At 71.7% G+C, this 26267-nt stretch carries 24 protein-coding genes; 10 read left to right on the top strand and 14 right to left on the bottom strand.

What is annotated here, in order from left to right; all coding sequences use genetic code 11:
- Positions 1–77 precede the first annotated feature (77 nt).
- Positions 78–1634, bottom strand: coding sequence for a FadD3 family acyl-CoA ligase (locus KME79_RS01145; RefSeq protein ID WP_219542917.1), 1557 nt, complete (start codon positions 1632–1634; stop codon positions 78–80).
- Between the two features lie 9 nt (positions 1635–1643).
- Positions 1644–2456 (bottom strand): enoyl-CoA hydratase-related protein, encoded by an 813-nt coding sequence (locus KME79_RS01140; protein WP_219542916.1) that lies wholly within the window; start codon positions 2454–2456, stop codon positions 1644–1646.
- Positions 2457–2550: 94 nt separating this feature from the next.
- Here KME79_RS01140 and KME79_RS01135 point away from each other — a divergent pair, with 94 nt between their 5' ends.
- Entirely contained in the window at positions 2551–4113 is a 1563-nt protein-coding gene (locus KME79_RS01135; protein ID WP_219542915.1) for a class I adenylate-forming enzyme family protein, read from the top strand.
- An 89-nt stretch (positions 4114–4202) separates the two neighbouring features.
- Positions 4203–4991 carry a FadR/GntR family transcriptional regulator gene (locus tag KME79_RS01130; RefSeq protein WP_148035408.1) on the top strand — a complete coding sequence of 263 codons (789 nt, stop codon included), beginning with the start codon at positions 4203–4205 and terminating at the stop codon, positions 4989–4991.
- Positions 4992–5045: 54 nt separating this feature from the next.
- Here the strand turns inward: KME79_RS01130 and KME79_RS01125 are convergent, their stop codons facing one another.
- The 4 genes from KME79_RS01125 to KME79_RS01110 form a co-directional block, all read right to left on the bottom strand.
- Entirely contained in the window at positions 5046–6089 is a 1044-nt protein-coding gene (locus tag KME79_RS01125) for an ABC transporter substrate-binding protein (protein WP_219542914.1), read from the bottom strand.
- Between the two features lie 33 nt (positions 6090–6122).
- Positions 6123–6977 carry an ABC transporter permease gene (locus KME79_RS01120; protein ID WP_148035410.1) on the bottom strand — a complete coding sequence of 285 codons (855 nt, stop codon included), beginning with the start codon at positions 6975–6977 and terminating at the stop codon, positions 6123–6125.
- Positions 6974–7753, bottom strand: coding sequence for an ABC transporter ATP-binding protein (locus tag KME79_RS01115; RefSeq protein ID WP_148035411.1), 780 nt, complete (start codon positions 7751–7753; stop codon positions 6974–6976). Before KME79_RS01115 ends, KME79_RS01120 begins: the two co-directional genes overlap by 4 nt.
- A 134-nt stretch (positions 7754–7887) precedes the next feature.
- Entirely contained in the window at positions 7888–8607 is a 720-nt protein-coding gene (locus KME79_RS01110) for an enoyl-CoA hydratase/isomerase family protein (protein WP_219542913.1), read from the bottom strand.
- 49 nt (positions 8608–8656) lie between these two features.
- On the opposite strand from KME79_RS01110, the gene KME79_RS01105 reads away from it, so the two are divergent.
- Positions 8657–9064 (top strand): nuclear transport factor 2 family protein, encoded by a 408-nt coding sequence (locus tag KME79_RS01105; RefSeq protein WP_219542912.1) that lies wholly within the window; start codon positions 8657–8659, stop codon positions 9062–9064.
- A 53-nt stretch (positions 9065–9117) separates the two neighbouring features.
- Positions 9118–10650 (top strand): AMP-binding protein, encoded by a 1533-nt coding sequence (locus KME79_RS01100; protein WP_219542911.1) that lies wholly within the window; start codon positions 9118–9120, stop codon positions 10648–10650.
- A gap of 7 nt (positions 10651–10657) precedes the next feature.
- On the opposite strand, the gene KME79_RS01095 is transcribed toward KME79_RS01100, so the two are convergent.
- Positions 10658–13555, bottom strand: coding sequence for a hypothetical protein (locus tag KME79_RS01095; protein WP_219542910.1), 2898 nt, complete (start codon positions 13553–13555; stop codon positions 10658–10660).
- 158 nt (positions 13556–13713) lie between these two features.
- Positions 13714–14469 carry an enoyl-CoA hydratase-related protein gene (locus KME79_RS01090; RefSeq protein ID WP_219542909.1) on the bottom strand — a complete coding sequence of 252 codons (756 nt, stop codon included), beginning with the start codon at positions 14467–14469 and terminating at the stop codon, positions 13714–13716.
- 93 nt (positions 14470–14562) lie between these two features.
- Here KME79_RS01090 and KME79_RS01085 point away from each other — a divergent pair, with 93 nt between their 5' ends.
- The gene (locus KME79_RS01085) at positions 14563–15585 is read left to right on the top strand and encodes an acyl-CoA dehydrogenase family protein (protein WP_219542908.1); all 1023 of its coding nucleotides are present in this window, start codon (positions 14563–14565) and stop codon (positions 15583–15585) included.
- Between the two features lie 2 nt (positions 15586–15587).
- Positions 15588–16712: an acyl-CoA dehydrogenase family protein gene (locus KME79_RS01080; protein WP_219542907.1), complete on the top strand. Its 1125-nt coding sequence runs from the start codon at positions 15588–15590 to the stop codon at positions 16710–16712.
- Positions 16713–16721: 9 nt separating this feature from the next.
- Here KME79_RS01080 and KME79_RS01075 read toward each other — a convergent pair whose 3' ends face one another.
- Positions 16722–17609, bottom strand: a complete 888-nt coding sequence (locus tag KME79_RS01075; RefSeq protein ID WP_219543077.1) for a hypothetical protein — start codon at positions 17607–17609, stop codon at positions 16722–16724.
- Positions 17610–17724: 115 nt separating this feature from the next.
- Here KME79_RS01075 and KME79_RS01070 point away from each other — a divergent pair, with 115 nt between their 5' ends.
- Both KME79_RS01070 and KME79_RS01065 read left to right on the top strand, forming a co-directional pair.
- Positions 17725–18237, top strand: coding sequence for a SigE family RNA polymerase sigma factor (locus KME79_RS01070; protein ID WP_308248732.1), 513 nt, complete (start codon positions 17725–17727; stop codon positions 18235–18237).
- A complete protein-coding gene (locus KME79_RS01065) occupies positions 18224–18964 on the top strand; it encodes a hypothetical protein (protein ID WP_219542906.1) in 741 nt (246 codons plus the stop codon). The genes KME79_RS01070 and KME79_RS01065 overlap by 14 nt, the downstream gene beginning before the upstream one ends.
- A gap of 11 nt (positions 18965–18975) precedes the next feature.
- Here the strand turns inward: KME79_RS01065 and KME79_RS01060 are convergent, their stop codons facing one another.
- A complete protein-coding gene (locus KME79_RS01060; RefSeq protein WP_219542905.1) occupies positions 18976–20523 on the bottom strand; it encodes an OmpA family protein in 1548 nt (515 codons plus the stop codon).
- 98 nt (positions 20524–20621) lie between these two features.
- Positions 20622–21770: an FAD-dependent monooxygenase gene (locus tag KME79_RS01055; RefSeq protein WP_219542904.1), complete on the bottom strand. Its 1149-nt coding sequence runs from the start codon at positions 21768–21770 to the stop codon at positions 20622–20624.
- A 53-nt stretch (positions 21771–21823) separates the two neighbouring features.
- On the opposite strand from KME79_RS01055, the gene KME79_RS01050 reads away from it, so the two are divergent.
- Both KME79_RS01050 and KME79_RS01045 read left to right on the top strand, forming a co-directional pair.
- Complete coding sequence (locus KME79_RS01050; RefSeq protein WP_148035424.1) at positions 21824–22381, top strand: TetR/AcrR family transcriptional regulator; 558 nt, start codon at positions 21824–21826, stop codon at positions 22379–22381.
- A gap of 79 nt (positions 22382–22460) precedes the next feature.
- A complete protein-coding gene (locus tag KME79_RS01045) occupies positions 22461–23528 on the top strand; it encodes a tetratricopeptide repeat protein (protein ID WP_219542903.1) in 1068 nt (355 codons plus the stop codon).
- Position 23529: 1 nt separating this feature from the next.
- Here KME79_RS01045 and KME79_RS01040 read toward each other — a convergent pair whose 3' ends face one another.
- From KME79_RS01040 to KME79_RS01030, 3 genes are all read right to left on the bottom strand, one after another.
- Complete coding sequence (locus KME79_RS01040) at positions 23530–24045, bottom strand: hypothetical protein (RefSeq protein WP_219542902.1); 516 nt, start codon at positions 24043–24045, stop codon at positions 23530–23532.
- Between the two features lie 74 nt (positions 24046–24119).
- Entirely contained in the window at positions 24120–25403 is a 1284-nt protein-coding gene (locus tag KME79_RS01035) for an acyl-CoA dehydrogenase family protein (RefSeq protein WP_219542901.1), read from the bottom strand.
- Positions 25400–26245, bottom strand: coding sequence for an enoyl-CoA hydratase/isomerase family protein (locus KME79_RS01030; RefSeq protein ID WP_219542900.1), 846 nt, complete (start codon positions 26243–26245; stop codon positions 25400–25402). The genes KME79_RS01035 and KME79_RS01030 overlap by 4 nt, the downstream gene beginning before the upstream one ends.
- Positions 26246–26267 lie beyond the last annotated feature (22 nt).

The following is a 26267-nucleotide window of genomic DNA, read 5'->3' as shown; positions in this document are numbered from 1 at the left end:
CTTATCTATGATTGAATCCTAGTAAGAGAAGGCTGGCACAAGGGCCTCTCCTTGGCAATGGGGCGACGGTGAAAAGGTCAGAGCGCCGCGCGCAGGTCGCGCCTCAGCACCTTGCCGCTGGCGTTGCGGGGCAGCTCCTCGACGAACTCGACCGTACGGGGGACCTTGAAGTTGGCCAGCCGCTCCCGCGCCCAGGAGATGATCTCCTCGCCGGTGGCCTCGGCGTCGCGCCGGCGCACCACGTACGCCCTGGCCACCTCGCCGAGCCGGGCGTCCGGCACGCCGACCACCGCCACCTCGGAGACCGCCGGGTGGCGCGCGAGCGCCTGCTCGACCTCGGCGGGCGAGACGTTGAACCCGCCGACGAAGAAGAGGTCCTTGATCCGGTCGGTGATCTTGAGGTTGCCGTCGGCGTCGAGCGTGCCGACGTCGCCCGAGTGCAGCCAGCCCGCCGCGTCGATCGCCTCCGCCGTGGCGGCGGGATCCTCCCAGTAGCCGGGGGTGACGTTGGCGCCGCGGATCAGCACCTCGCCCGGCTCGCCCGGCGGCAGGTCGCGGCCCTCGGCGTCCACGACCCGCAGCTCGACGCCCGGCAGCGCGCGCCCGTTGGTGCGGGCGATCACGTCGGCGGAGTCGCCCGCGCGGCACATCGTCGCGGTGCCGAAGCACTCGCTCATCCCGTACGCGGTGATGAAGTGCTCGAACGGCAGCTCGGAGCGGGCCCGCTCGACCAGCGCCACCGGCACGACGGCCGCACCGGTGGCGGCCACGCGCAGCGAACCGAGGTCGAAGGACTCCCGGCCGGGGCTCTCCAGCAGCGAGTAGTAGATGGTGGGCGGCCCGTTCATCACCGAGATCCGGGCGGACTCGATGATCCGCATGACCTCCACCGGGTCGAACACGGGGAGCGGCACGATCGTCAGCCCGTTCATCAGGCTCGTGATGATGCCCGCCTTGTTGCCGCCGGTGTGGAAGAACGGCAGCGACACCAGGTAGCGGTCGCCGGGCCGCAGCCCCCAGATCCGGCCGTACGCCGCGTACAGGTCCAGGCAGGTGCCGTGCGGGATGGTCACGCCCTTGGCCCGGCCGGTGGTGCCGGAGGTGAAGATGACCTCGCTCAGGTCGGCGGGGTCCACGGCCAGCGCCGTCTCCCTCGCGGTCTCCGGGCTCACCGCCGCGCCGCCCGCCAGGAAGTCGCCCCAGCTCCCGCCGTCGAGCATGTCGACCACGGCGAGCTCGCCGAGCGCGGGCTCGTCCTCGTCACGCTCCCGCAGCGCCGCCGCGTAGTCGTAGCCGAGGAAACCGTTGTCCAGGAAGACCGCCTTCGCCCGGACCCGGCCCAGGATCTCCCGGGCCTCGCGGCCGCGGTAGCGGGTGTTGAGCGGGACCACGGTGGCGCCGGCGCAGTGCAGGCCCAGCGAGGCGACGATCCAGCGGTGGGTGTTGGGCGCCCAGATGCCCACCCGGTCGCCCGGCCGGACGCCGAGCGCGATGGCGCCGCGCGTCACCTCCAGCGCCGCGGCCAGCAGCTCCCGGTACGTCAGCTCGGTCTCGCCGTCGATGACCGCCGGCCGGTCGCCGAACCGTTCGACCCCGGCCATCAGCATGCGCGGAACGGTCCGCTCCGTGTCCATCAAGGCCTCCTATTTCCCGGTGAACTTCGGCTCGCGCTTCTCCACGAAGGCGCTCAGGCCCTCGCGGAAGTCCTGGGCGCGGGAGGAGACCTCCAGCGCGAACGCCTCGGCCGGCAGCTGCTCGCCGAGCGCGGCGTCGGCGGCCTGGTTGATCAGGGCCTTGGTGAGGCCCAGCGCCACCGTCGGCCCGGCCGCCAGCCGGGCGGCGAGCGCGCCCGCCGCCTCGTCCGCCCGGCCCGGCTCGACGACCTCGTGCACGACGCCCCACGCGCTCGCGGTCTCGGCGTCGAGGCGTTCGCCGAGCATGAGCAGGCGGCGGGCGCGCAGCGGGCCGACCGCGCGGGCGGTCAGCCAGGTGGCGCCGCTGTCCGGCGTCATGCCCCGGGTGATGAACGGCTGCCAGAAGGTCGCCGTGGTGTCGGCGACCACGAAGTCCGAGGCCAGGGCGAGCTGGAACCCGATCCCGACCGCGTACCCCGTGACGGCGCACACCACCGGCACCTGCAGCTCGCACAGCTGGGGGATCAGCCGGTGGGCCTGCGACGGCAGCCGCCGCTGGATCGCGCCCGGCCTGGGCCGGCCGCCGGAGCCCGCGTTGCGCGCCACGATGTCGAAGCCGCTGCAGAAGTCGCCGCCCTCGCCCGACAGGAGTACGGCGCGTACCCGTTCGTCGTTCTGGGCCAGCTCCAGGGCGTCGATGACGGCGCGCAGGGAGCGGTCGTTGAGCGCGTTGCGCCGGCGCGGGTCGGCCAGGCGCAGGGAGAGCACGCCTTCGGAAAGCCCTGTGACCAGGCCTTCCACGGCGGGATACTCGCTATACATGCAAGCATTATAAAGATGCACTCTTTGATCCCGTCACTCCTACGTGTAGATGTTACTATCTTTGTAATGATTGCGTTTCATGGAGAGGACGCGGATGAGCACGAGCGTTCCACGGGGGGACGGGCAGGCCACCGGGCCGGCCGGGCGATCGCTGACGGAGCTCCTCGACGAGCTGCCCGCGCTCGACGAGGCCACCGTCGTGCATTCGACCAGCAGCACCCTGACCCTGGCAGAGCTGCGCGCCGCCGTGTCCCGGGTGGCCGGCGAGCTGACGAGGGCCGGGGTCCGGCCGGGTCATCCGGTCGGGGCACTGGTCGGGTCCGGCGCCTCCGGCGTGGTGGCGATGTTCGCGGCCTGGCGGGCCGGGGCCGTCTACATGCCGGTCAACCACCGCATGACGGGCCACGAGGTGGCGGCGCTCATCGACGACACCCCCGTGTGCCTGCTCCTGGGCACCACCGGGGACCTTGAGGGGCGGGACGCCGGCATCGGCGTCGTGGAGCTCGACGAGACCACCTGGAGCGCCCGCACCCGCAGGCCCGTGCCGGCGGACGCGACCACGTACGACGACGACATCGCCCTGGTGCTGCGCACGTCGGGGACGACCGGCAAGCCCAAGGCGGTCCTGCTGCGCCACGACGGCACGCTGGACGCGCTGGACGCGAGCCTGCGCAAGCTGCGCAGGCGGAGCTCGGGGCCGCGCGAGCCCCGGGCGGAGCTGCGGGCCAACCTGATCCCCCTGTCCCTGGCGCTGTGGGCGGGGATCTTCAACACGCTCTTCTCGTTCCGCGCCGGGTTCGGCGTGGTGCTGCTCGACCGGTTCACGCCGGAGGAGTTCGCCAGGGCGGTGCGCGAGCACGAGCTGACCTCGACGGTGCTCGCGCCCGCCATGATCACCATGCTCAGCGAGGCGGACGAGGTCGACACCCTGGAGCCGCTGCAGATCGTGCGCTCCATCACCGCGCCGCTCTCCCCCGCCGTCGCCCAGCGCTTCCACGACCGGTACGGCGTGCTCGTGCTCAACTCGTACGGGCAGACCGAGCTCGGCGGCGAGGTCGTCGGCTGGACGATCGAGGACATCCGCACCTACGGCACGGAGAAGCTCGGCGCGGTCGGCCGCCCCTACGACGACGTGGACGTCCGGATACTCGACGAGCACGACCAGGACCTGCCGGCGGGCGAGCCGGGCCACATCCACGTCCGCTCCCCCTACCGCATGCGCGGGTACGCGGTCGCGGGCGACGAAGACGCCGACCGGATGCTCGACGGGTTCCTGCGCACCGGCGACGTCGGCCGGCTCGACGCCGACGGGTTCCTGTGGATCGAGGGCAGGGTCAGCGACATGATCAACCGGGGCGGCCTCAAGGTCTTCCCCGACGAGGTGGAGGAGGTGCTGCGGCGCCACCCCTCGGTGCGCGACGCGGCCGTCGCGGGCGTGCCCGACCGCCGGCTCGGCGAGGTGCCCTGCGCGTGGATCGTGCCGGTCGACGGCGAGGTGGACGAAGGGCGGCTGACCGCGTGGTGCCGGGAGCACCTGGCGCCCTACAAGGTGCCGGTATCCTTCGTCGCCGTCGACGCCATGCCGCGCAACGACGTGGGCAAGGTGCTGCGCCGCCAGTTGCGGACAAGCGCCCCGCCCAAGGAAGTTATGCTGTAGTCATAAAGATTGTAAGATTGACAGGGTGTCGCGAGCGCCTGTCCGGCGCCTCGCCCGCTCCCGGAAACCATAGGAGAGAAGAGGCACGCGTGCGACAGCTACGACAGCCGCGTCTCGCCGAGATCGTCGCCGCGAAGCTGCGCGACGACATCCTCTCGGGCCGGCTCACCGAAGGAGACAGCCTGCCCAGGCAGGAGCATCTCTTCACGGAGTTCCGGGTCAGCCTGCCGGCCGTGCGCGAGGCGATGCGCATCCTGGAGACCGAAGGGCTGGTGTCGGTGCGCCGCGGCAACGTCGGCGGCGCCGTCGTCCACCTGCCCACTCCGCAGCGCATCGCCCGCACGATCAGCATGGTGCTGCAGACCCGCCGCACCACGATGTCCGACGTGAGCGGGGCGCTGCTGAGCCTGGAGCCGACCTGTGTCGCGCTCTGCGCCGCCCGCCCCGACCGGGCCGAGACCACCGTGCCCGAGCTCCGCAAGGTCATCGCGGAGCAGCAGGCGGCGTTCGACGACGCGGAGCAGTTCCCGCTGCTGGCCCGGCGCTTCCACGAGAAGATCGTCGAGACGTGCGGCAACGAGACGATGATCGTCATCATCGGTTCGCTGGAGCTCATCTGGACCGCCCACGAGTCCACGGTGTGGGGTGACGTCCCGGCGGGCGACGACACCGACTCCCCCATGGCGCGCAAGTCGCTCAGGGCGGCGCTGCGCGACCACGAGAAGATCGTCGACGCGATCGAGGCCGGCGACGGGGCCCGCGCCGTCAAGCTGGCCACCGCCCACCTGGACGCGACGCGGAGCTCCAGCCTGGGCGCCTCGCAGAACGACCTGGTCAACACCGACCTGCTCGACAACATCGACTACGGCACGCGCTGACCTCACACGGAAACGGCCGCCGGTCTCCCGGCGGCCGTTTCTCGTCCGTACGGGTCAGGCCGCGCCCACGGCCTCGGCCCTGAGCGTGTCGTCCACGAGCTTGTCGGCCGGGAGCAGGTCGGTGTAGGTGAGAATGCCCTCGACCTTCACGAACATCTCCTGCATCTCGGTCAGCGTGCCCTCGTTGATGGCCAGGCTGCTGTCGAAGGCGTAGAGACCGCCGCCGCTGATGGTGTTCTCCGGCACCTTCATGAAGTCGGCCAGCATCTTGACGATCTCGGCGTCCTTGCGCCAGTCACCCTCGAACCGCTTGGCCGCGCAGGCGTTGGCCTTCAGGAAGCTCACCCCGGTGGCGCGCTCGGTCTTCAGCAGCTTGGTGCCGAAGATGATGCCGGCCGTGGTGCTCGATCCGTACGCCTTCTTCGAGTCGACCAGGGCGTGCGCCACGTCCTGGTCGATGGCCTTCTGGGTCTCGGGGGCGAACAGCAGCGCGGCCTCCACGCCGCCGTTCTTGAGCGCGGGCACCATGTCGGAGCTGCCGAGGGTGACCAGCTCGACGTCGCCGAAGCTCAGCCCGCCGGCTTCGAGCGACTTGCCCAGCAGGTAGGAGGTGGCCGAGCCGACGGAGCCGAGCAGGGCCACCCGCTTGCCCTTGAGCTCCTCCACCGACTTGATCGACTTGGCGCCGAACAGGCCGCTCGGCGCGGCCTCGCCCTCCGGCGTGTTCACCGAGCCGAGCGAGGCGACCATCTTGAGCTCGGCGCCCTTCGCGACCTGGTTGAACATGCCGGCCGACGGCGAGCCGACGTAGGCGTCGAGCTTGTCGGTGGCGAGGAAGGCGATCGCGTCGGCCGGGTTCTTGATGGGCTCGAACTCGATGGTCAGGCCCTCGTCGCGGTAGCACCCGAGGGCGTCGGCGACGAAGGCCGGGCCCAGCGAGGTGCCGGAGATGTAGCCGACTTTGAGCGTGCGGGTGGTGTCACTGGCGGGCGTGCCGGTCTCCTCCTCGGCGCCGCAGGCGGTCAGCGCGCCGAGGGCGAGGATGGGGAGGGCGAGCGCGGCCATGACGCGCCTGCTCAACGAGAGCCGTGCGGTCACGGGTCGTTCCTTTCGATCGGCCGGTGGGGGAAGTCACCGGTTCCAGGGGGTGAGCAGCCATTCGACGCCCCGGAGCACCAGGCCGACGATCACGCCGATCAGCGAGATCGAGACGATGCCCACGTACATGTGCTCGGGGACGCCGAGGTTCCACGAGTTCCACACGAGGAATCCCAGGCCGGCGTCGGCGGCGACGAACTCGGCGCCGACGATGACGATGACGGCGAGGCCGGAGGCGATGCGCATCCCGGTGAGGGTCTGCGGCAGCGCCGCCGGCAGCGTGATGTGCACGAGCGTGGACCAGCGCGAGGCGCCGCACGAGCGCCCCACGTCGTGGTAGCGGGGGGAGACGCTGCTGACCGCGTCGATCGTGTTGATGAGCACGACGAAGAAGCAGGTCAGCGCGACCAGGAGGATCTTGCTGGTCTCGCCGAGACCGAAGATGAGCAGCAGCAGCGGCAGGATCGCCAGCTTCGGCACCGTGTAGAGCGCCGAGATCGTGGGTTCGAGCGCCACCCTGAGCAGCCGTACGGAGCCGATCACCATGCCGAGCGCGACCGCGCAGGACGTGCCGAGCAGGTAGCCGGAGACGATGCGGCTCAGGCTGGCCAGCACCGACTCCTGGTAGACGCCGCTGGCCAGGAGGTCGGCCCAGGAGGCCGCGATGTCGCTGGGCGGGGGGAAGTAGTTGCTCTCCAGTACCCCGGCCCCGGCCAGCAGCTGCCACAGGCTGATGAGCGCGACCGGCACGAGGATCGCCAGGCCGCGCTCCATGAGCGTGCGGCGGCGGGCGTAGCCGCGCGGGTCGAGCTCGGCCGGTCCTGGGGCGATCGTCCGCCAGGTGCCGGTGCTCTCGACGGCCTCCTGGTCGCGGGTGACGGGGCTCATGCGGGCTGGAGTTCCCTTCGCAGTCGGTGCCAGATCTCGTCGCGCAGGGCGGCGAAGTCGGGCGAGGCGCGGATCTCGTCAGGGTGCCGCGGCCGGTCGAAGGGCACGTCGATCACCGTGGCGATCCGGCCGGGCCGCGCGCTCATCACCGCGATCCGGTCGCCGAGCAGCAGCGCCTCGTCGATCGAGTGGGTGACGAAGACGACCGTGTTCTGGTTGGCCTGCCACAGGTCCAGCAGCTTCTCCTGGAGCAGCAGGCGGAGCTGGGCGTCGAGCGCGGCCAGCGGCTCGTCCATGAGCAGCGTCTCGGGTTCGACGGCGAGCGCCCTGGCGATCGCGACCCGCTGCTTCATGCCGCCGGAGACGGTGTCCGGGTACGCGTTCTCGAAGCCGGACAGGTCGAGCTGGGCGAGCCAGTGATCGGCGATCTCCTTGGCCCGCGCCCTCCGGACTCCGGTCTGGAGCAGCGGGAAGATGACGTTCTCCCTGATCGTCTTCCACGGGAAGACGGAGTAGTCCTGGAAGACCACGGCCGACAGGGATCGGGACGGGTCGTCGTGCCGCATGTCGATCGTGCCGCTGGACGGCCGCTCCAGCCCGGCCATGACCCTGAGCAGGGTGGTCTTGCCGCAGCCCGAGGGGCCGAGCAGGCACAGGAACTCGCCGTCGTGGACGTCCAGCACGATCTCGTCCAGCGCGCGGACGGAACCGGCGCCACTGGAGAAGACCTTGCCGAGCTTGCGCACGGCGATCTTCACGGGCTGTGTGGGCGGCATGCGAACGCCTTTCTGAGCGCTGCCATCAACACTGATCTAATACTCAATCATTAATAAGATACGCAAAGCATGGGTCAGCGACAAGGCCGTTGCCCCGGTTAAGGCCAACCCGTAACCTTCCAGTCCACGGCCGCTCACCCGCCCAGCACCTCGTCCGACACCCGCGACTCGACGGCGTACGCGTCCGCGAGCGTGCCGCGCACGCCCTCGCCCACGGCGCGCTTGATCCCCCGCACGGCGGCGGCCGGGTGGCCGGCGATCAGCTCGGCCAGGTCGAGGGCGCGGCCGAGCGCGGCGCCGTCCGGCACCACCTCGCCGACGAACCCCCAGGCGCGCATCCGCTCCGCGCCGAAGCGCTCGCCCGTGAGCATCACCTGCATCGCCGCCGGGTAGCCGATCTGCCGGGGCAGCCGGGCCACCGACCCGCCGCTCGCGATGAACCCGTGCCGCACCTCCGGCAGCGAGAACAGCGCCGACTCCCCGGCGATCCGGATGTCGGTCGCGCCCGCAAGCTCCATCCCGGCGCCGAAGCAGATGCCCTCGATCGCGGCCACGACCGGGACCTCCAGCACCACGTCACGCAGCAGCGCGTGATGCACATCGGCCCACACCGCCGCGGCGGGCCCGCCACCGCGGATCGCCGCGGCGACGTCGGCGGAGAACGTCGCGAGGTCGGCGCCGGAGGAGAAGTCGCTCCCGCCCGTCACCACGACGGCCCCCGCGCCGGAGGCCGCCACCTCCCGCCAGGCGGCGGCCAGGTCGCGGAAGCCCGCCAGGTCCAGCGCGTTGCGGCGGGCGGGACGGTCGAGCGTGACGAGACGGACGCGCGGCCGGGGCTCGGACACCACGATCATGAGCACTCTCCTCTTATGATTTACATCATTAAAATGATAGATTGCGGCAATGGTCGACACCAGCCACGCCGAGGACGAGGTCCTCATCCGCTCCCTCATCGGGCTCGCCGCCCACCTCGCCGACGAGGGCGAGCCGGACGACTACCGCGCGCTCTACACCTCCGACGCCACCTGGAGCTTCGGCGGCAGCACCCAGCACGGCGCGGACGAGATCGTCGCCGCCACCCGGCAGCGCCGCGCAGAAGGCATCAGCGGGCCCGGCACGAACACCCGCCACCTGGTGGTCCCGTTGCACGTGACCGTGACGGGCGACACAGCCACCGCGGTCTCGTACTTCCTGTTCTTCGGCGACACCACCGGCACCCCCGCGGTGCGGGTCTTCGGGGTCTACACCGACGAGCTCGTCCGTACGCCGGAGGGCTGGCGCATCAGCAGCCGGACGAGCCGGGCGGGATGACCTTTCGTGCGTGATCCGGCAATGATGTCCTCTACTCGGGAGGGCCACTCACCATGACGACGACGATCGAGACGCTGCTGGCAGCCGCGGCCGGAGACGCCGCGGACGTCCCCGCGCTGATGTGCGAGGGAGAGTCGGTGACGTACGCCGAGCTGCACGCGCGCGTGCGCGAGGGCGCCGCCGCCTGGATCGCGCACGGCCTGCGCCCCGGCGACCGGGTGGCCTGCTGGGCCGCGAACACGATCGACTGCACCGTCGCCATGCTCTCGGCCATCGTGGCCGGGGGCGTGCTCGTCCCGCTCAACCCGCGCTACACGAGCGCCGAGGTGGCCGCGATCCTGCCCCGGGTCTCCGCCCCCTTCCTGGTCGCGCCCGGCCTGCTGGCGGGGCGGCGGCTGGCGGCCGAGGCGCTCCCGATCGCGGGCGGCGCCCAGGTGATCGCCCTCGGCCCCGACGTGCCCGAGGGCGCGGTGGGATGGGACGAGTTCCGCGCCGGCGCGGGTGCGGCGGCACGGGTCGAGCCGGGCGAGATCATCGCGATCCAGTTCACGTCGGGCACCACCGGTCGGCCCAAGGGCGCGGTGCTCCGGCAGGAGCCGTTCCTCACCACCGCCCGCACCTGGGCCGAGGTCGTCGGGCTCGGCCGGGGCGACGTCTACCCGGTGACCTATCCGCTCGCGCACATCGGCGGGTTCAAGACCGGTCTCATCTCGCCGTTCCAGGTGCGGGCGACCGCGGTGCTGATCCCCGTGGTGTCGGCGGAGTCGATCGCCGAGGTCGTCCGCACGCTGCCGGTCGCGGTGCTCAACGCGCCGCCCGCCGCGCAGCGGTACGTGGTCGCGGCCCGCCGGAACGGCGACATCCCCGGCGAGCCGGCCATCCGCGTGGCGGTCATCGGGTCCGCGATCGTGCCGCCCGCTCTCGTACGGGACCTCAAGCAGGAGCTGGGGGTCGGCGACGTGGTCATCGGCTACGGGCTGACCGAGGCGACCGGGGTGTGCACCATGACGCGCCCCGGCGACCCGCTCGACCTGGTGTGCGACACGATCGGCCGGCCCATCGACGGCGTCCGGGCGCGCGTCTGGGCGCCGGACGCGACGGGCAGCCCCGTGGTGGGCGAGATCGAGGTGACCGGCTCCAACGTCATGGCCGGCTATCTCGACGACCCCGCCGCCACGGCCGAGGTGATGCGCGACGGCTGGCTCCGTACGGGCGATCTGGGCTGGATCGGCGAGGACGGCTACGTGCGCATCGCCGGGCGGACCAGGGACATGGTCATCGTGGGCGGGTTCAACGTCTACCCGGCGGAGGTCGAGCACGTTCTCGCCGACCATCCGTCGGTGACGGACGCGGCGGTCGTCGGCGTGCCCGACGACCGCCTCGGCGAGGTGACGGCGGCCTTCGTGGTCGTCTCCGGAGAGCTGGACGAGAGCGAACTCCTCGCCTGGTGCCGCGAGCGGCTGGCGAACTTCAAGGTGCCCCGGCGCGTCTGGATCCTCGACGAGCTCCCGCGCGGCGCGGTCGGCAAGATCGCCAAACCGCGCCTCCAGGAGCTCGCCGTGGACCTGCTCCGCCGGCCGGGCTGACCGCCGCCTAGCCCTTGACGGCCTTGTCGACCAGGGCGCTCAGCCGCTTCGCCTCGGCGGAAACGCCGATCTGGCCCAGCTCGAACTCCTTGGCCAGCGCCGTGAACCGCCAGGCGGGAAGGACCGCCGCCGCGCGGCACAGCCCCGCGACCGTGGTGAGGTCCACGCTGAGGACCTTCTTCTTGCCCGACGCCGGCGGCGGAGGCAGCTTGGCCGGGCCCGTGTCGTGGACCACGTCGACGGTCTTCTCCTTGAGCAGCGAGAACAGCTCACCGGCGAGATAGCGCTGGGTCTCGATCGTGACGCCGCCCGTCCGCTTCGCGAAGAACCCGGCGAGCAGCGGCACCAGGGCGTCCTTGTGGAAACCCACGTTCTGGACGGCGAACACGCAGTACGAGGCCGCGATGTTGTTGCGGTACCGTTCGACGCCGGCGTCACCCTTGACCTCGTCCAGAGCTTTCAGGTGCTCCAGCACCGCCTCCAGCGGCAGCCGGCCGAGATCGACCTGCTTCTGGCCCGGCTGCCCCGCGCCGGGAGGCGTGCTGGTCGCCAGGTGGCCGAAGGCGTAGAAGCACTCGACCATCGTCTCCTTGGACTCGTGGCCGGGGTTGATCCGGACGTACCACTCCTCCTTCTGCTCCGCCGGCGACGCCCCCCACGGCCCCGGGATCCTGCCGACGTACGACGTCCGCAGGAACGAGAAGCTGTCGCGCCAGTCGATCAGGACGAGCTTGCCGAAGAGGGTGTCGATCTTGCCGGTGGACGTCGCGCGCAGGAGCAGGGGGATCCCGTCCACGTAGGTGGTGCCCTGGCGCTTGCTCTTCGGGTCGATCGGCCAGCAGAACTCGTCCACGAACTTCGCGTTCCGGGCGGCGCTGTCGATCAGCGCCAGCTCGTCACGGTGCCCGTGCCGGAGCATGTGGATCACGAGCTGTCCCTCGTCGTGCCGGGCGAGATCGAGCTGGATGTCCTGCAGCAGCGCCTCGGCCCGCGCGAACACGGATTCGAGGTTGCCCTTCTGGGACAGCAGCGTGAGATCGCCGGCGGCCACCTTGCCGGTGCCGAACGAGGCGTACTTCTGGTAGCTCTTGCACAGGAAGACCTCCAGCCTGCCGGCGGCGATGTCCTCCTTCAGGCTGCCGAGGATGACGTCGAGCCGGCCCCTGCCGCCGGTCGACCCGGGCGCGAGCTGGATGGTGGTGTCGATGATCAGCACGCACGGCGCCGCGCCCTTCTTCTGCGCCGCCAGGGCCTCGCGCACCGAGACCACGAGCTCTTCGGGCGACGGCTTGGAGTAGGGCGCGCTCGGGTTCAGCGTCGCGACCAGGACGTCCTGGTGCGGCGTCAACGTGTCGCCCTCTCTGAGCCTTCTGAGCAGCTCGCCGGTCTCGAAGTAGTCGATCGGCTCGGTAGAGCGCGAGACCTGCTCGTGCCCCCGCCAGGACAGCGCGATCCACAGCGCCGTCCCGAGCGCTTCCATGCCGCTGGTCGTGAGGTAGCTGTACATGTGGACCTGCTCGCCCTCGACCAGCGGCGCGATGCTCGGCGCGCGTTCCAGCATGACCCGCCGCACGGCCCGCCGGTAGTCGTCCCCCGTGTAGTTCCCGGCCACGGCGACCACGATGCCGATCTCGTCCATCATGAGGTCGACCGCGCGCAGCGCCACCGACGGGTTGTGCTGGTTCGCCACGACGATGTCGAGGAGCCGGCCCAGCGAGCGCAGCGCGTTGGCGGTCAGCGCGTCGGTGCGCTTCGGGCCGGCCTCGTCGGTGAGGCCCAGCACGAGGTGCTCGACCATGGCGCACACCGGCGCCAGCTCGGTCTTCTGCCGCGCGATCTCCTGCAGGCGGGCGAACGGGCTGCCGGTGATGAGCGCCACGAGGTCGGCCCACGTGTTGACGGTGGAGTCGGCCTGGGCGTCGGGCTTGCCCGTGTCCATGAGCTCGTAGAGCTGGTAGGCCGACGGCGTCGCGCCGAGCTCCTGAAGGATCGACTTCCAGGCGATGTTCTGGTCTTTGAAGGCGGCGGTGCCGCTCAGCACGCTGATGCCCGTCCGCCCCACGACCGGTTTGATTCTGAGCCCGGCCACCACCTTCGGGTCCACCATCATCGCCAGCTTCTCCAGCACGCGCGGGCTGTTGACGAGGATGTCGTCCGGGTCCGGCATCACGGTGCCCAGCTTGGCCAGGAACTTCTGCAGGGTGTCGACGTAGTTGGTGCGCCAGTAACTGGCCGCGAACTCGTTCTCGGCCGACAGGCCCCGCTCCTTGTCGCGCTGGGTCTTCGCCGCCCGGAAGCCGATCTGGTCGACGATGTGCTCCTGCGTCGTGCCCTTCACCGCCGCCGCGAGCTCGGCGCGGCGCTCCTGTGAGTACGTCGTCGGCTCGGCGTTGATGGAGTCGACGAGCTCCGCCGCCTTCCGGAGATGGCCCATGGACGAGGCGTCGCGCTCGTCGGCGACGCGGTCAGCGAGCGCGGCCAGGTCGGCCGTGGCGAGGTCGAGCGCCTCCAGCGTCAGCGGGTCGTGGCCGCCCGGGGTCGTCTCGGGGCGCTCGCCGGGCTGCTTCGGCGGCAGGACGTCGAGGTAGTGCGCCACGTCCTGGTGCTGCGGCGCCGGCTTCTCCACGGGCGTCCGCACCGTGGGGTGGGCCAGGCGGGTCGCCGCGGTCGCCTTCATGAAGGCGTGGGCGACCTCGCCCCTCAGCTGGGCCGCGATGAGCCGGGACTTCTCGCTGCGTTCGGCCGCCGAGCGCTCGGCCAGCGTCTCGGCGATGAGCTTCACGGATTCGAGCGCGGCGGGCGAACCCAGCTGCGTCAGCGCCCTCGCCACCGCCTTGGCCGTGGCCGGGTCGGGCTTCGCGACGAACTCCTGCCAACCCGCGGGCAGCACAGGATCGTTCGACATTACCGACATGCTTCCTCCCCTTGTCCCATGCGCTGGGACGGACAGATGACGGTGGGCCCCCACCCGATGCTCGATGCCGGACCGACCCGCGTCAATGCGATCGGCCACGGTTTTTTGGAACGGGACAATGGCTGTCCACCCTCGTCCGGGGCCCGCTCTCAGCGGCGGCGGACGCGTTCGCGGAGGGCGGCGACCGCGTCGGTGAACGCGGGCTGGCGCATCGACCAGTCCTGGGCGATCTGCTCGACGCCCGCGGCCATCCGGGGGTCCGTCAGGGAACGGCTGAGCCGCATGGTGGCCTTGGCGCGGCGCACCGCGTCCGGGGAGCGGCCCGCCACCCGGGCCGCCATGCGGCGTGCCGTGTCCATCAGCTCGCCGTCCTCCACGCAGCGCCAGATCAGGCCGCGCCGCTCCGCCTCCTCGGCGGTCAGCGGGTCGCCGAAGAGCACCATCGCCGCCGTGCCCTGCCGGCCGACGCGCTGCTCCATCCGCCACAGGTGGCCGCCGCCTGGGTGGATGGCGAGGTCGAGGAAGCGCGGGTCGAACGTGGCGCTCCTGGCGGCCACCACCACGTCGCACGCCAGCGCGAAGCTCACCCCGGCCCCGATCATCGGCGCGTGCACCGCGGCCAGCACCGGGACCGGCAGCGCGGCCAGGGCGTCGAAGCCCCGGTAGACGGCCGTCGGGTCGTCCGCGGGCGCGCCGAGCGCGTCCATGTCGCCGCCCGAGGAGAAGACCGGTCCGTTGGCCCGCAGCACCACGGCCCGCACGTCCCTGCCGAGCCCCGCGCACGCCTCGGCGAGCTGCCCGACCAGCACCGGGTTCAGGCTGTTGCGCCGCCGGACGTCGTCCAGGGTGATCCACGCGACGTGGTCCTCCACCTCGACGAGCACGGCCTTCCTGTCGTCCGTCATCGCTTCCTCCTCGGGTTCGTTGCCGCGCGGGCGGCGGGGGTTCTATAATGGCCCTATTCTGTAAATGATAAAAAAGATAGTCCTCGGAGTGGCATGGAGATCGAGCTCACCGCCGAGCAGCGGGCCTTCCGCGATTCCTGCGGCAAGCTGGCCGCCCACCTGGCGTCCCGCTGGCACCGCGGGCGCGGCCCCCACGACGTCGGCCCATCCGCGCCCGACGAGGCGTCCTGGTCGCGCGTCGCCGAGGCCGGCTGGCTCGCCATGCGGCTGCGCGAGGAGAACGGCGGGGCGGAGGCCGGCGCCGTCGACATGATGATCCTGGCCGAACAGCTCGGCCACCACGCGGTCGCCTCTCCCGTCCTGGGCACGGTGATCGCGGCCGAGCAGCTCCAGTCCTGGGGCGCGGCGTCCGGGCTCCTGGAGGAGATCGCCGAAGGCACCCGCCGCCTCGCCCCCGCCCTCACCCCGGACCTGACCGGCTTCGCCGACGCCACGGGGTCGCTGGCGTGGGACGCCGCCGGGGCCGAGTTCGCGGTGGTTCCGGCAACGGGGACCGCGTATGCGCTCGGGGAGCCCGTACCGTTCGCTGATCAGACGCGCGCCGTACGGCCGCTGGGTGAGCCCGTGCGGACCTTGACCGAGCTGACGGCGCCGGACGGCGAGACGGCCGCGCGGACCTCCGCGTTCGCGCTCAGCCTGCTGGTGGCCGACCTGCTCGGCACCATGCAGGCCGCGCTCGACGCGGCGCTCGACCACGCGAGGACCCGCGTGCAGTTCGGCAGCCCCGTCGGCGCGTTCCAGGCCGTGCAGCAGCTCCTCGCCGACAGCCACGTGCTCACCGAGGCGTCGCGGAGCGCCTGCTGGTACGCGGCCTGGGCCGTCGACGCGCTCCCCGGTGAGGAGGCGCTGCGCGCCGCCCGGGTGGCCAAGGCGTACGCCTCCCGCTCGGCCGTGGAGGTGTGCGAGAACGTGATCCAGGTCTTCGGCGGCATCGGCATGACCTGGGAGGCCCCCGCGCACATCTGGCTGCGCCGCGCCCACGCCGCCCGCGCCGCGTTCGGCGACGAGCACCACCACGAAGCCGTCATCGCCGCCACCGAGTTCTCCGGGAGCTGACCGTGGACTACTCCGACGACCCCGAGGTGGCCGAGTTCCGCGCCGGCCTGCGCGCCTGGCTCCGCGACCACCTGGACGAGCACCGCGACGCCACCGGCTACGAGTCGGCCGAATCCGTCGAGCGGACCCTGCGCTGGCACCGCGCCCTGGCCGCCGCCGGCTACGTGGGCCTGTCGCTCCCCGCCGCCTACGGCGGGCACGGGCTGCCCGACCTGTACGAGGCGGTGCTCAACGACGAGCTGGCCACGGCCGGCGCGCCCCCGCCTCCGCCGATCGGCCACATCGCGCACGCCGTCGCCGACTTCGCCGGCGAGGACCTCAAGACGCGGGTCCTGCCCGGCCTCCTCGGCTGCACCGAGGTCTGGTGCCAGGGCTTCAGCGAGCCGGGCGCCGGATCCGACCTGGCCTCGCTGACCACCACCGCCGCCCCCGACGGCGACCGGTTCGTGGTCGACGGCCAGAAGATCTGGACCAGCGGCGCCATGTGGTCACGCTGGTGCCTGCTGCTCGCCCGCACCGAACGCGACCAGCCCCGCCACCGCGGCCTGTCCATGCTGGTCGTGGACATGGAGTCGCCCGGCGTCGACCGGCGCGAGATCGTCCTGGCCAGCGGCAGCCGCGAGTTCGCCGAGGTGTTCTTCGACGGCGTCGAGGTGCCCGCGGCCAACCTGGTCGGCGAGCGCGGCCAGGGCTGGCGGATCGCCATGCACATGCTCTCGTACGAGCGAGGCCCGGCCGACATGGGCTGGGTGGGACGGCTCGGCCGGGTGCTGGCCGCCGCCCGCGACGACGTCCGCTCGGGCCGCCTCCCCGCCGACGAGCCGCTGCGCCGCCGCCTCGCCGCCGCGTCGGTGGACCTGCGGGTGCTGCAGTGGCACGTGGCCCGCTCCCTGGCCGGCCGCGACCCCGGCGGGTCGGCGGGATCGGTGGACAAACTGCTGACCACCCGGATCGAACAGAACCTGCACCACGTGGTCGGCGACCTCGCGGGCGCGTCGTTCGTCCTCGGCGACCCCGCCCCGTACGGCGACTACCTGTGGTCCCGCGCCCAGTCGATCTACGGCGGCACCCAGCAGATCCAGCGCCAGATCGTCGCCCAGCGCGTCCTGGGGCTCCCCCGGGGCTGAACCCGGCGCTCAAGGCAAGGCGGGCACGGTGGGCGGGGAGTCGGTCCAGCCCACCTCGATCAGCGTCTTGTCGTACGACCCCTCAAGGAGCGGCTTGCCGCCGAGTGTGGACTTCTGGCTGTCCGACAACAGCACCATCCTGCCGGTGTCGACGATCAGCCTCCGCTCGACCACGTTCCTCTTCTCGCCCGTCCCATACGTTGTGTTGATCACGACGACGGTGCCGGACCTGCCCAGGCTGTCCTTCGCGGTGCCTTCCATGCGGACGTTCGGAGACTTCAGCAGAGCCTCCCAGGCCGCGGCGCGGACCTCCCTCGGCGCGGGAAACTGGTGCAGGAGCTGCGGCAGGACCGAGGTGAGCCAGTTCGCGACGGACTCGGTGAGCCCGCCGACGCGGGCCGCCCTCGTGAGCCAGTCCTCCAACCGTTCCGGGTCGGCGGGCAGGCGCTGGACCTCCTCGTACGTCAGCCACTGCCCCGCGACCCAAAACTGGCCGCGATCCGGCAGGAGGAGACCCACATGGCCCTTGGAGTGCTTGCCGGACAGCTTCACGATTTTGCCGTCGATCGTCTTGCCCCATTGTGTGGGGGAGCCGTCACGCTGCCACGCCTTCTTGTCCGCCGGGCTTTCCGGCCGCGTCGCCAGTTCCCGGTATCCGTTCCAGGCCTTGCCTGCGGGAGTCGCCCACTCCTCCGAGACGCTTGTCTCCAGGAGCGCGTAGGGGTGCGACTTGGTGCCGAACCGCCAGGGGTGGGTGGAGGTCGTCACCGACCTGGTGTGCCAGTAGGCGCCCTCGGGAGGAGCGGCCGCGACGGCCGCGGGCGCGCTCAGGACGGTGGCGGTCAAGGCCAGGGCGGCGGTGAAGGTCATCGATCTGCTGCGGGGAAACGCGGTCATGACCATCCATACGCCTGAGCCGCCCGAACGGTTGCCCGCGAGATCGTACGAGCCCTGCGGGCAACGGTTCCGGGGACCGGGGCGTAATAGAAGGCGTGAAATCGAACGGACAGACGTGAACGGAGCAGAGCATGACTTCGGCTCCTTCGTGGCCGCTCGCGCCACCAGCCTCTTACGGGTCGCCTATCTCGCCTGCGGCGACCAGACGGAGGCCGAGGACCTGTTGCAGACGGCGCTGGAGCGTACCTACAGGAACTGGCACCGGGTCCGCCACGACAGTCCCGAGCCCTACGTGCGCCGCGTCATCATCAACGCGGCCATCAGCCGCGCCCGCCGCCGGGCGATCCTCAACATCATCCCCATGCACAGCCCGCCGGAGACGTCGGCCCGCGAGAAGGACTCCGACCTCGTCCACGTGCTCATGAACGCGCTGCGTGCCCTCCCTCCCCGGCAGCGCGCGGTGATCGTCCTGCGCTACTGGGAGGACCTCACCGAGACGCAGACCGCCGAGGTGCTCGGATGCGCCGTCGGCACGGTCAAGAGTCAGGCGTCGAAGGCCCTGGCCAAGCTCCGTACGGCGCTCGGCCGGGACATCATGGAAGGAGCGTGTGACAATGCCCAGGCTTGAGGACGAGATCCGCCGGCTCATGGAAGGCGAGACCGCGCGGTTGCACGCCGCTCCCGACCTGCTCGACCGGGTGATGCGCCTGCGCCGGGCACGGCGGGCCAGGGTCAAGACCGCGATGGTGACCGCGTCCGTGCTCGCGTCCGTGGCCGTCGTCGCCGCGCCTGTCGTCTACCTGGCCACCGCCGCCCAGCGGGCCACGCCCAGCACGCAGGTCACGACCTCCGCGACGCTGGAGCCCGCCATCGACGACACCCCGCCCGTGCGGACCGAGCCGAAGAACCTCGGGGACCTGGGCGACGGGTTGGCGTTCGGGCACGTCAAGGTCGGCTACCTGCCCGAAGGACTGCGCTGGTCCACACGGTCGATCGACCACGGCGACATGTACTCCACCTCGTACAACTACAAGGGCGATGCCGAGGGTTTCTATCAGGTTCAGATCCTCATGTACGAGGAGGAGGCCGTCCGGGAGGTCACCGAACGGATCCAGCGCTATCGCGAGGAGAAGGACGGCGAGGACGTGATGATCGGCGACCGGAGCGGCTATCTGGTCGTGCAGCACGTCGGCGAGGACGGCATGGCGGGCTCCCCGACCCTCTTCCTCAAGATGGGCGACCGGCAGTGGGCCGAGATCACCTTCAGCCCCGTGTACGCCAAGGAGTTCTCCGGCGCCGAGGCCGTCAACACCGAGCTGAGGAAGATCGCGAAAGGACTCACCTCCACCATGTGACGCCCAGGTCCTCAGGTGATCGGGACGTCGCGCATCGGCTCGAAGGCGAACAGCTCGACGTCCACCGTCCGCACGTCCGGCGGTGGCGAGGTCATCAGGGCGAACGTCCTGACCCGCCCGCCCTGCGGCAGCTTGCCGAGCTGGCTGCACAGGCAGTGGTGAGCGGGCGGACCGGACGTGCGCAGGACGTAATAGCGGTTGTCGGCGGTGTCGGCGAGCGAGAGCCAGAAGAACTCGAAGGCCGCGATGTTGGTGGTGCCGGTGGACCTCCGGGCGTCCTCGTCCATCACGACGTCCTGCATCGTGATCTCGCGGGAGCTCTCGTTGCGGAAGTCGAAGGTGGCGATCAAGGTGGTGGGGCTCAGCCGGCGCAGTTCCACCAGGTCCGCGGTGACGCCCTCCATGCCCCGCAGCCCGGCGGCCGTCGCCCCGGTGGTGGCGGGCACGGACGGGCCCTCCTCCGGCTTCGGGACGGACGGGGTGGCCCGCGCGGTGGGGGCCGATCGCGGATAGCCCACCTCGACCCGGCGGTTGGCGGCGCGTGCCGCCTCCGAGCCGCCCTGCTCCTTCGGCTCGCGCTCGCCCTTGCCCTCGACCTCGAAGGTCAGGTCGCCGTCGGCTCCCGAGGCGCGGAGCGCCCGCTCCACCGCTTCGGCGCGGCGGCGGGAAAGCCCCAGGTTGTACGTGTCGTCGCCGACGTCGTCGGTGTGCCCGACGATCCGCACGGTCCCGGCGGCCTGGCTGCGGATCCGTTCGGCGGTGCCGCGCAGCGTGGCCCGCGCCTCGGAGGTCAGGCTCGCCTTGTCGAAGGCGAACAGCACGTCGGTGTCGAGCGCGATCTCCACTCTGTCGGAGGTCTCGGAGACCTTCTCGGCGGCGCCGCTGAGGTGGGTGGCCAGACCTCGGGTGTTGGGGAAGGCCGTGGCGATGGCAGCGGGGCCGGGCTCGTCCGGCGCGGCGGCCTGTCCGCGCGGGCCGATCGGCAACGGGGCCGTGACACCGGCGGCGAGCAGGCCCACCGCGACGCTGGTGGTCTCCGCGGGCACCCGGTAGACGATCCAGGCCTGGGCGGGCTCGGAGGTCACCGTCACCTTCCCGGACAGCTGGGTGCACAGGCAGGCCGCGCCCATCTCCTCCTTGTCGCGCTTCATCGCCAGATACACCGACAACCGTGGCTCGTCGAGGAGGAAGAATCCCGCCGAGGACGCGGTGTAGTTGTAGGCCACGGTGCCGGCGATCGCCGGGGGACCGAACTGGCCCAGATCGACCTCGCCGCGCTCGGCGCTGATCCGCAGCCGTGCGGTGACCGTGTCGGGGGTCGTCCGTTCCAGCGCGACCACGTCGATCCGGCCCGTGCCGGACCCGTCCCCCTCGCCGCCGACCCGCAGCGTCGCCAGCGCGGCGGGCCCTTCGGGGGCGGTCGGGGACGCGGCCGGCGCCGACGGCTCAGGTGCGCTGGCGGGCGGCTCCGCAGCGCACCCGGCCAGCAGCGCGACGACCGCCAGCGCGCTCGCCGTGATCGTGCTCCTACGGCCCGCGCGCCATAACGGCATGGTCATCCCCTCGTCCGCCCGACCGTTGATAGGACTTCGAACAACGGCATCCCGTCCGAGTCAGGATTTAAGCAGACTCGTCCGCGATGCGGGCGGATCAGCGCTCACTCGGCGTGCCAGAGGGCCGCGAGCTGCCGGGTGGCCAGGCGGGACGGTATCGCGCGCAGCAGCGCGTCGCGGAGCCACGCGGTGACGCCCGTCCGCGAGGTCATCCGTGACTGCCGGAACGCGCCCCGCATGACGCGGTTGGCGCTGGGCCGGCGCTCGGCGTCGTAGCGCAGCAGCCGCTCGGCGGCGTCCGCCGGCTCGGCGCCGGTGAGGTGGCGGGTGAGCGCGGCGGCGTCCTGGAACGCCTGGCTGGCGCCCTGGCCGAGATCGGGTGGCATGCCGTGCGCGGCGTCGCCGAGCAGCGCGACCCTGCCGGACACGTACGAGGGCAGAGGTTCGGCCAGGCCGGCGATCGGATCGACGTGGATGTCCGCGGGCGGCGTGTCCTCGATCAGCCTGGTGACCAGCGGGTGCCAGTCGGCCATCAGGGACAGCATCTGCCTACGCGCCTCCTCGGGGCCGGGCGGCGCGCCGCGCAGAGCGGTGTCGGTGAACCAGTAGAGCCGGTCCTCGCCGACGGGGAACAGGCCGAACATCGCCCCGCTGCGGCGGTCGACCAGCTGGCAGGCGAGCAGGTCCGGCGTGAGGTCTCCGGGGCGGGGCAGCATGCCGCGCAGGTCCAGCCGGCCGGTGCGGCGCAGACCGGGGTGGCGGGGGAACAGCTGGGCGCGCAGCTCGCCGGCGATGCCGTCGGCCGCGACCACGACGTCCGCTTCGGCGACGGCGCGGCCCCCGCTGATCACGGCCACCTCGGAGTCGCCGATCTCCAGACGGTCGACCGGGGTCGCGGTGCGCACCAGGTCGGCGGGCAGCGGGGCGCGCAGCGCCTGGTGGAGCTCCGCCCGCTCGACGATGACGACCGCGCCGATCTCCTCCTGCGCCCGGATCACGTCGGTGACGAGCAGCGGCCGGCCGCGCCAGTCACGCAGCCCTCCGGCGAAGGCTTCCGTGTGCCGCCCGCGGACGTCCTCGGCCAGCCCCAGCGCGTCGAGTGCGCGCAGCCCGTTGGGCATGATCGCGATCCCGGTGCCCTTCTCGCGCAGTGCGGCGCCCCGTTCGAGGAGTGTCACCTCGTGTCCCGCACGGTGCAGCCCCACCGCGACCGCCACCCCGCCCAGCCCCGCGCCGACCACCGCGATCCTCACGCGTCCTCCATTCACTACGATCGTACTAGTACGACTATTGGTAACATGGCCGCGTGCCGCCCGCCAATCCGGCCCGTCGCCGGGCACTGACCGATGCCGCCATCGAGTTGCTCGCGTCGTCGGGGGTGCACGGGCTGACCCATCGCGCGGTGGAGAAGGCGGCGGATCTCCCGCCGGGCACGGCCTCCAACTACTTCCGCAGCCGGGAGGCGCTGCTGGTGGCCGCGGCCGAACGCGTCGCCGAGCTGCATCACGCCGACACCGGCCGGGCCGTCGGGCGGCCCGCTCCCCTGGTCGACCTCCTGACCGAATCGCTGTTCGCCGCGGCGACCACCCTGCGCACCCGCTACCTGGCGATCTTCGAGCTCCAACTGGAGGCCGCCCGGCGACCGGCCCTGGCCCAGGCGCTCACGGGCCTTCACGACACGGCCTCACAGATCACCGCCGGGCAGCACGACCGGCTCGGCCTCACCATCCCGCGCGAGAAGATCCCCGCCATGATCGCTCTTTACGGGGGCGCCCTGTTCACCCTCGTCACCGCACCGCCCGAGAACGTCAACAGAGATCTGGTACGCGACCTGGTGCGGGTCATCGTGGACGGCTGCGCCTGAGCCTTGTATCCCGCGTTTCACACGGCGTCAGCGATCCGGGTCATTCTACTCGATCCCCTTGAGGGCTAACGTGACGCTTATGCCGTCGTTCAAGCCGCCTCGGTGGTCCAAACCGGCGGCGCCCGGCTATGGCCACGCCGCGGACGCGGCGCATTTCGTCGCCGCGCCACTGCTGGTGGCGGCGGGCGTGGCGATGATCGGCGTGGTGGGGGCCGATCGGGAACAATTCCGGTGGCCGGGAATGACCTTGTTATTCCTTTCCATCGCCATGATCGTTCTTGTGGGGAGCATTCAGTACGGATTCCAGGCCCGGGCGCTCCTCTATTCGGCAGGCGATCTGGAGGAGTGGTGGGGGGCCGCCGATCTGGAACGACATGAGGAAACTCTGCGTTCCCGGCAGCGGGAGGAATTCCGGCAATGGAAAATCAAGATCGGAAAGGCCGTACTTCTCTATAACGTAGGAGTGGCCATGCTCGGCGCGGGCCTGAGCCTGTGTGTCGCACCTCCGGCGGACGCCGGGGCGGGTGAGGCGATACCCCGCTGGATCGCCTGCGCACTCGTCGGAGCCGCCGCCGTCGCCGAGTTCGGCTGGGCGGTGCTGGCACGACAGGACTTCCAGCTCCACCGGCCGGCATGGCCGGGCTCTGGAGCCGGCCTCGATGGAGCGGGTGCTGTTCGCCGTCTTCGTGCCCGCGGCAGGAGTGACATGAACGGTTCCGAGTACGTCCGGCGGGGCGACGAACTGATGGCCGCCGGGCACATCGCCGCGGCGGTCGAATGCTTCGCCACCGCCCTCCGCCTCGATCCGGGTGATCCCGATGCCCACTTCGGGATCGGGTTCTGCGCGTACCAGAGCGGCGACGACGCCCGCGCCGTCCGCGCGCTGACGACCTGCATCGAGCTGCGACCGCAGTCTCCTTCGGTCGCCACCGCGTACATGATGAGATGCATGGCCAGGGCCAATCTGCAGGACCGCATGGGAGCCATGGAGGACTACCGGGAGGCGGTGTCCCGGGATCCCATGATGGCGGAGATCATCGAATCCATGACCTGCGTCGGAACGGCGCAGCTCGCGGTTCTGGCGGCGTTCTATCCGGCGAGGATGGCGCGGATCGCGCAGAAGCTGACCGCCCTGCACCCTCGGTAGATCAGGACATCTCCGGCTCGGCGTCCCAGAATCGGAACTCGGCCGACACCACCATGGGCCGGTGGGCCGAGACGCTCACGTAATACAGCAGGCAGTCCCCGGCGGGAAGGAGCGGCGGGACCTTCTTCAGCGCGAACGCCAGGCCGGACATCTTCAGGACGTGGGTGTTCTCGCCCTCACGGGACATCTCGCCGATCGCGTGCTTCACCGGGGCCGGGTCGCGCAGCAGGTGGACGAACTCCGCCATCCGGCTGTCGAACGGGCCCACGGCCAGGATGAAGAGGACGATCACCGCGAACACCACGCCAGGGAACAGACCTCCCTCCGTCTCCATGGTGGACGTCTCGAGCTCGCCACGCACCAGGCGGACGAAGAAGAGCACCGTCGGCAGCGCGAACACGGTCAGGGCGATCAGTCCGCCGGCGGTCCACACCAGGGCGTGGTAGACGATCCGGCGGACCAGGCGGCGGCGCTGCCGCCGCTCCCTGTTCGCGCCGCATCCCGCACCTTTCGCCACGTATGCGTTGCCCTGACCACCATTCAGCCTGCCGGGCGGCAGGATGTCCACTCCCGTCGGCTGGGCGGCGCGGGTCAGCTGCGGGGCAGGTCGCGCCAGGGCTTGCCGCGGTACGGGTCGAAGTCCTTGGGGAGGCCGAGCACGCGTTCGGCGATGACGTTCTTGTTGACCTCGGTGGTGCCGCCCTCGATGGTGTTGGCGCGGCTGCGGAGCATGCCCCGGGTCTCGGCGGGCATCGAGGCCCAGTACTCGGCGGGGGACGACGCCGTGCCTGGCCAGGCGATGGCGTCCTCGCCGGACAGGGTGGCGGCCGTCTCCTGGATGCGCTGGTTGAGGTCGGTGCCGTGGACCTTGCCGATCGAGCTCTCCGGGCCGGGGGGCAGGTTGCCGGCCTGGCGGGCGCGGACGCGGCGGTTGGTCCAGGTGCGGACCTGTTCCTCGCACCACAGCTCCACGATGCGGGCGCGGACCAGCGGGTCGTCCCAGCCGCCGGGGAGCCCGGACTCGGTGCGGCGGCGGGCCAGGCGGACGAGGTGCGAGGCGCTGACGCCGCCGATGCGGTCGACGCCGACGGATCCGCCGCCCGACACCATCTGGCGCTCGCCGGCGAGGGTGGCCTGGGCGACCCGCCAGCCGTTGCCGGGGTCGCCGAGCCGGTGCGCGTCGGGGACGCGGGCGCCGTCGAAGAACACCTCGAAGAACTCGGCCTCGCCGCCGATGTGCGGCAGCGGCCGCACCTCGACGCCGGGCTGGCGCATGGCGAGGAGGAAGTAGGTGATGCCCTGGTGCTTGGGGGCGTCGGGGTCGGTACGGGCGAGCAGCACCGCGTAGTCGGCCTGGTCGGCCCAGGTGGTCCACACCTTCTGGCCGTGCACGACCCAGGTGTCGCCGTCAAGTTCGGCCCTGGTGGAGAGGGAGGCGAGGTCGCTGCCGGAGCCTGGCTCGCTGAAGAGCTGGCACCAGATCTCCTCGGCCCTGGTGATCGGCTTGAGGAAGCGCCGCCGTTGTTCCTCCGTGCCGTGGGCGAACAGGGCGGGGGCGGCCAGGTTGAGGCCGAGCGGGTTGAGCCGGGGCAGGTGGTAGGGGCGCAGCGCCTCGTCGGCGGCCACGGCGGCCTTGCGCGACCAGCCGAGGCCGCCGTAGTCGACCTCCCAGGTGGCCGCGACCAGTCCGGACGCGCCGAGCTCGGGGTACCACGCGCGGTACTCCTCGCGGGTCCGGACGGTGCGCACGGCGCGCGGGCCGCCCTGCTCGCCGGCCTCGCGCCAGGCGGTGGGCAGGTGGGCCGCGATCCAGCCACGGGCGGCCTCCACAGCCTCGCCTGGGGTGACGTCCGGGCCGGTGGGCAATGCGGTCATGGGTGGATCTCCCCGTCAGCGTGAGGGCTCGCGCCCTGAGAGCGAATGGCGTCAAAAGGCCCTGCCTCAGCACGGCCGGACCCCGGGCGAGCCTGCGTGCGGGCGGCCTCCAGGCTGGCGGCCTCCACGTGGGCCTCCGCGCGGGCGGCCTCCGTGCGGGCGGCGGTGCGGCCGAGTTCCTGGGCGCGCCAGAGGGCCTGCTTGAGCGCGCGGGCGTGCGCGGGGTCGGCGGCGGCCACGGTCTCGGCGACCCGCTGGGCCGCGTCGCGCAGGGCGTCGGGCTCGACGACCTCGCCGACCAGGCCGAGCTGGTACGCGCGCGCCGCGTCGAGCCGCTCGTGGACGCCGATCAACGCGAGCCGGGCGGCGGCCGTGGCGGAGATCCGGCGCACCAGGCCGATCGCCTCCCAGGCGCTGACCTGGCCGACGCTGACGTGCGGGTCGAGGAAGGTGGCGGAAGCGGAGGCCAGGACGATGTCGGCGTCGACCACGAAGTGCAGCCCGCCGCCCGCGCAGACGCCGTTGACCGCAGCAACCACGGGGGTGCGGACGCCGAGATGCCAGCCGGTCAGCTCCAGCTCGCCGGCACGGGTGCGGCGGCTCGACTCGCGCAGGCTGGCGGGATCGCGGGCGAGCGCGGCCATGTCAAGCCCCGTCTGGAAGGCACGGCCGCGGCCGGTGACGACGATGCAGCGTACGTCGTCGTCGGCGTCCAGCTCGCGCCAGGCGAGCGGCAGCTCGGCCATCATCACGGCGTCCATGGCGTTGCCCGCCCGCGGCCGGTCGAACTCCAGCCAGCCGACCGGGCCGCGGCGCTCGACCGCCAGCGTCTCGTACGCCATCCGACCCCCTGTTCCCTCTGCC

Origin of the sequence: Nonomuraea harbinensis (genome assembly GCF_019396385.1) — a bacterium.
Lineage (GTDB): Bacteria > Actinomycetota > Actinomycetes > Streptosporangiales > Streptosporangiaceae > Nonomuraea > Nonomuraea ferruginea.
This window is presented reverse-complemented; position numbering and strand designations above follow the sequence as displayed.

What these genes read in the sequence shown, in the direction of transcription:
- KME79_RS01085 (WP_219542908.1), top strand. Translation starts at nt 14,563, where the DNA reads ATGGAGATCGAGCTCACCGCCGAGCAGCGGGCCTTCCGCGATTCCTGC.
- KME79_RS01120 (WP_148035410.1), bottom strand. Translation starts at nt 6,977, where the DNA reads ATGAGCCCCGTCACCCGCGACCAGGAGGCCGTCGAGAGCACCGGCACC.
- KME79_RS01145 (WP_219542917.1), bottom strand. Translation starts at nt 1,634, where the DNA reads ATGGACACGGAGCGGACCGTTCCGCGCATGCTGATGGCCGGGGTCGAA.
- KME79_RS01140 (WP_219542916.1), bottom strand. Translation starts at nt 2,456, where the DNA reads ATGTATAGCGAGTATCCCGCCGTGGAAGGCCTGGTCACAGGGCTTTCC.
- KME79_RS01110 (WP_219542913.1), bottom strand. Translation starts at nt 8,607, where the DNA reads ATGATCGTGGTGTCCGAGCCCCGGCCGCGCGTCCGTCTCGTCACGCTC.
- KME79_RS01100 (WP_219542911.1), top strand. Translation starts at nt 9,118, where the DNA reads ATGACGACGACGATCGAGACGCTGCTGGCAGCCGCGGCCGGAGACGCC.
- KME79_RS01090 (WP_219542909.1), bottom strand. Translation starts at nt 14,469, where the DNA reads ATGACGGACGACAGGAAGGCCGTGCTCGTCGAGGTGGAGGACCACGTC.
- KME79_RS01065 (WP_219542906.1), top strand. Translation starts at nt 18,224, where the DNA reads ATGCCCAGGCTTGAGGACGAGATCCGCCGGCTCATGGAAGGCGAGACC.
- KME79_RS01035 (WP_219542901.1), bottom strand. Translation starts at nt 25,403, where the DNA reads ATGACCGCATTGCCCACCGGCCCGGACGTCACCCCAGGCGAGGCTGTG.
- KME79_RS01115 (WP_148035411.1), bottom strand. Translation starts at nt 7,753, where the DNA reads ATGCCGCCCACACAGCCCGTGAAGATCGCCGTGCGCAAGCTCGGCAAG.
- KME79_RS01095 (WP_219542910.1), bottom strand. Translation starts at nt 13,555, where the DNA reads ATGTCGAACGATCCTGTGCTGCCCGCGGGTTGGCAGGAGTTCGTCGCG.
- KME79_RS01075 (WP_219543077.1), bottom strand. Translation starts at nt 17,609, where the DNA reads ATGACCGCGTTTCCCCGCAGCAGATCGATGACCTTCACCGCCGCCCTG.
- KME79_RS01030 (WP_219542900.1), bottom strand. Translation starts at nt 26,245, where the DNA reads ATGGCGTACGAGACGCTGGCGGTCGAGCGCCGCGGCCCGGTCGGCTGG.
- KME79_RS01045 (WP_219542903.1), top strand. Translation starts at nt 22,461, where the DNA reads ATGCCGTCGTTCAAGCCGCCTCGGTGGTCCAAACCGGCGGCGCCCGGC.
- KME79_RS01060 (WP_219542905.1), bottom strand. Translation starts at nt 20,523, where the DNA reads ATGACCATGCCGTTATGGCGCGCGGGCCGTAGGAGCACGATCACGGCG.
- KME79_RS01105 (WP_219542912.1), top strand. Translation starts at nt 8,657, where the DNA reads ATGGTCGACACCAGCCACGCCGAGGACGAGGTCCTCATCCGCTCCCTC.
- KME79_RS01135 (WP_219542915.1), top strand. Translation starts at nt 2,551, where the DNA reads ATGAGCACGAGCGTTCCACGGGGGGACGGGCAGGCCACCGGGCCGGCC.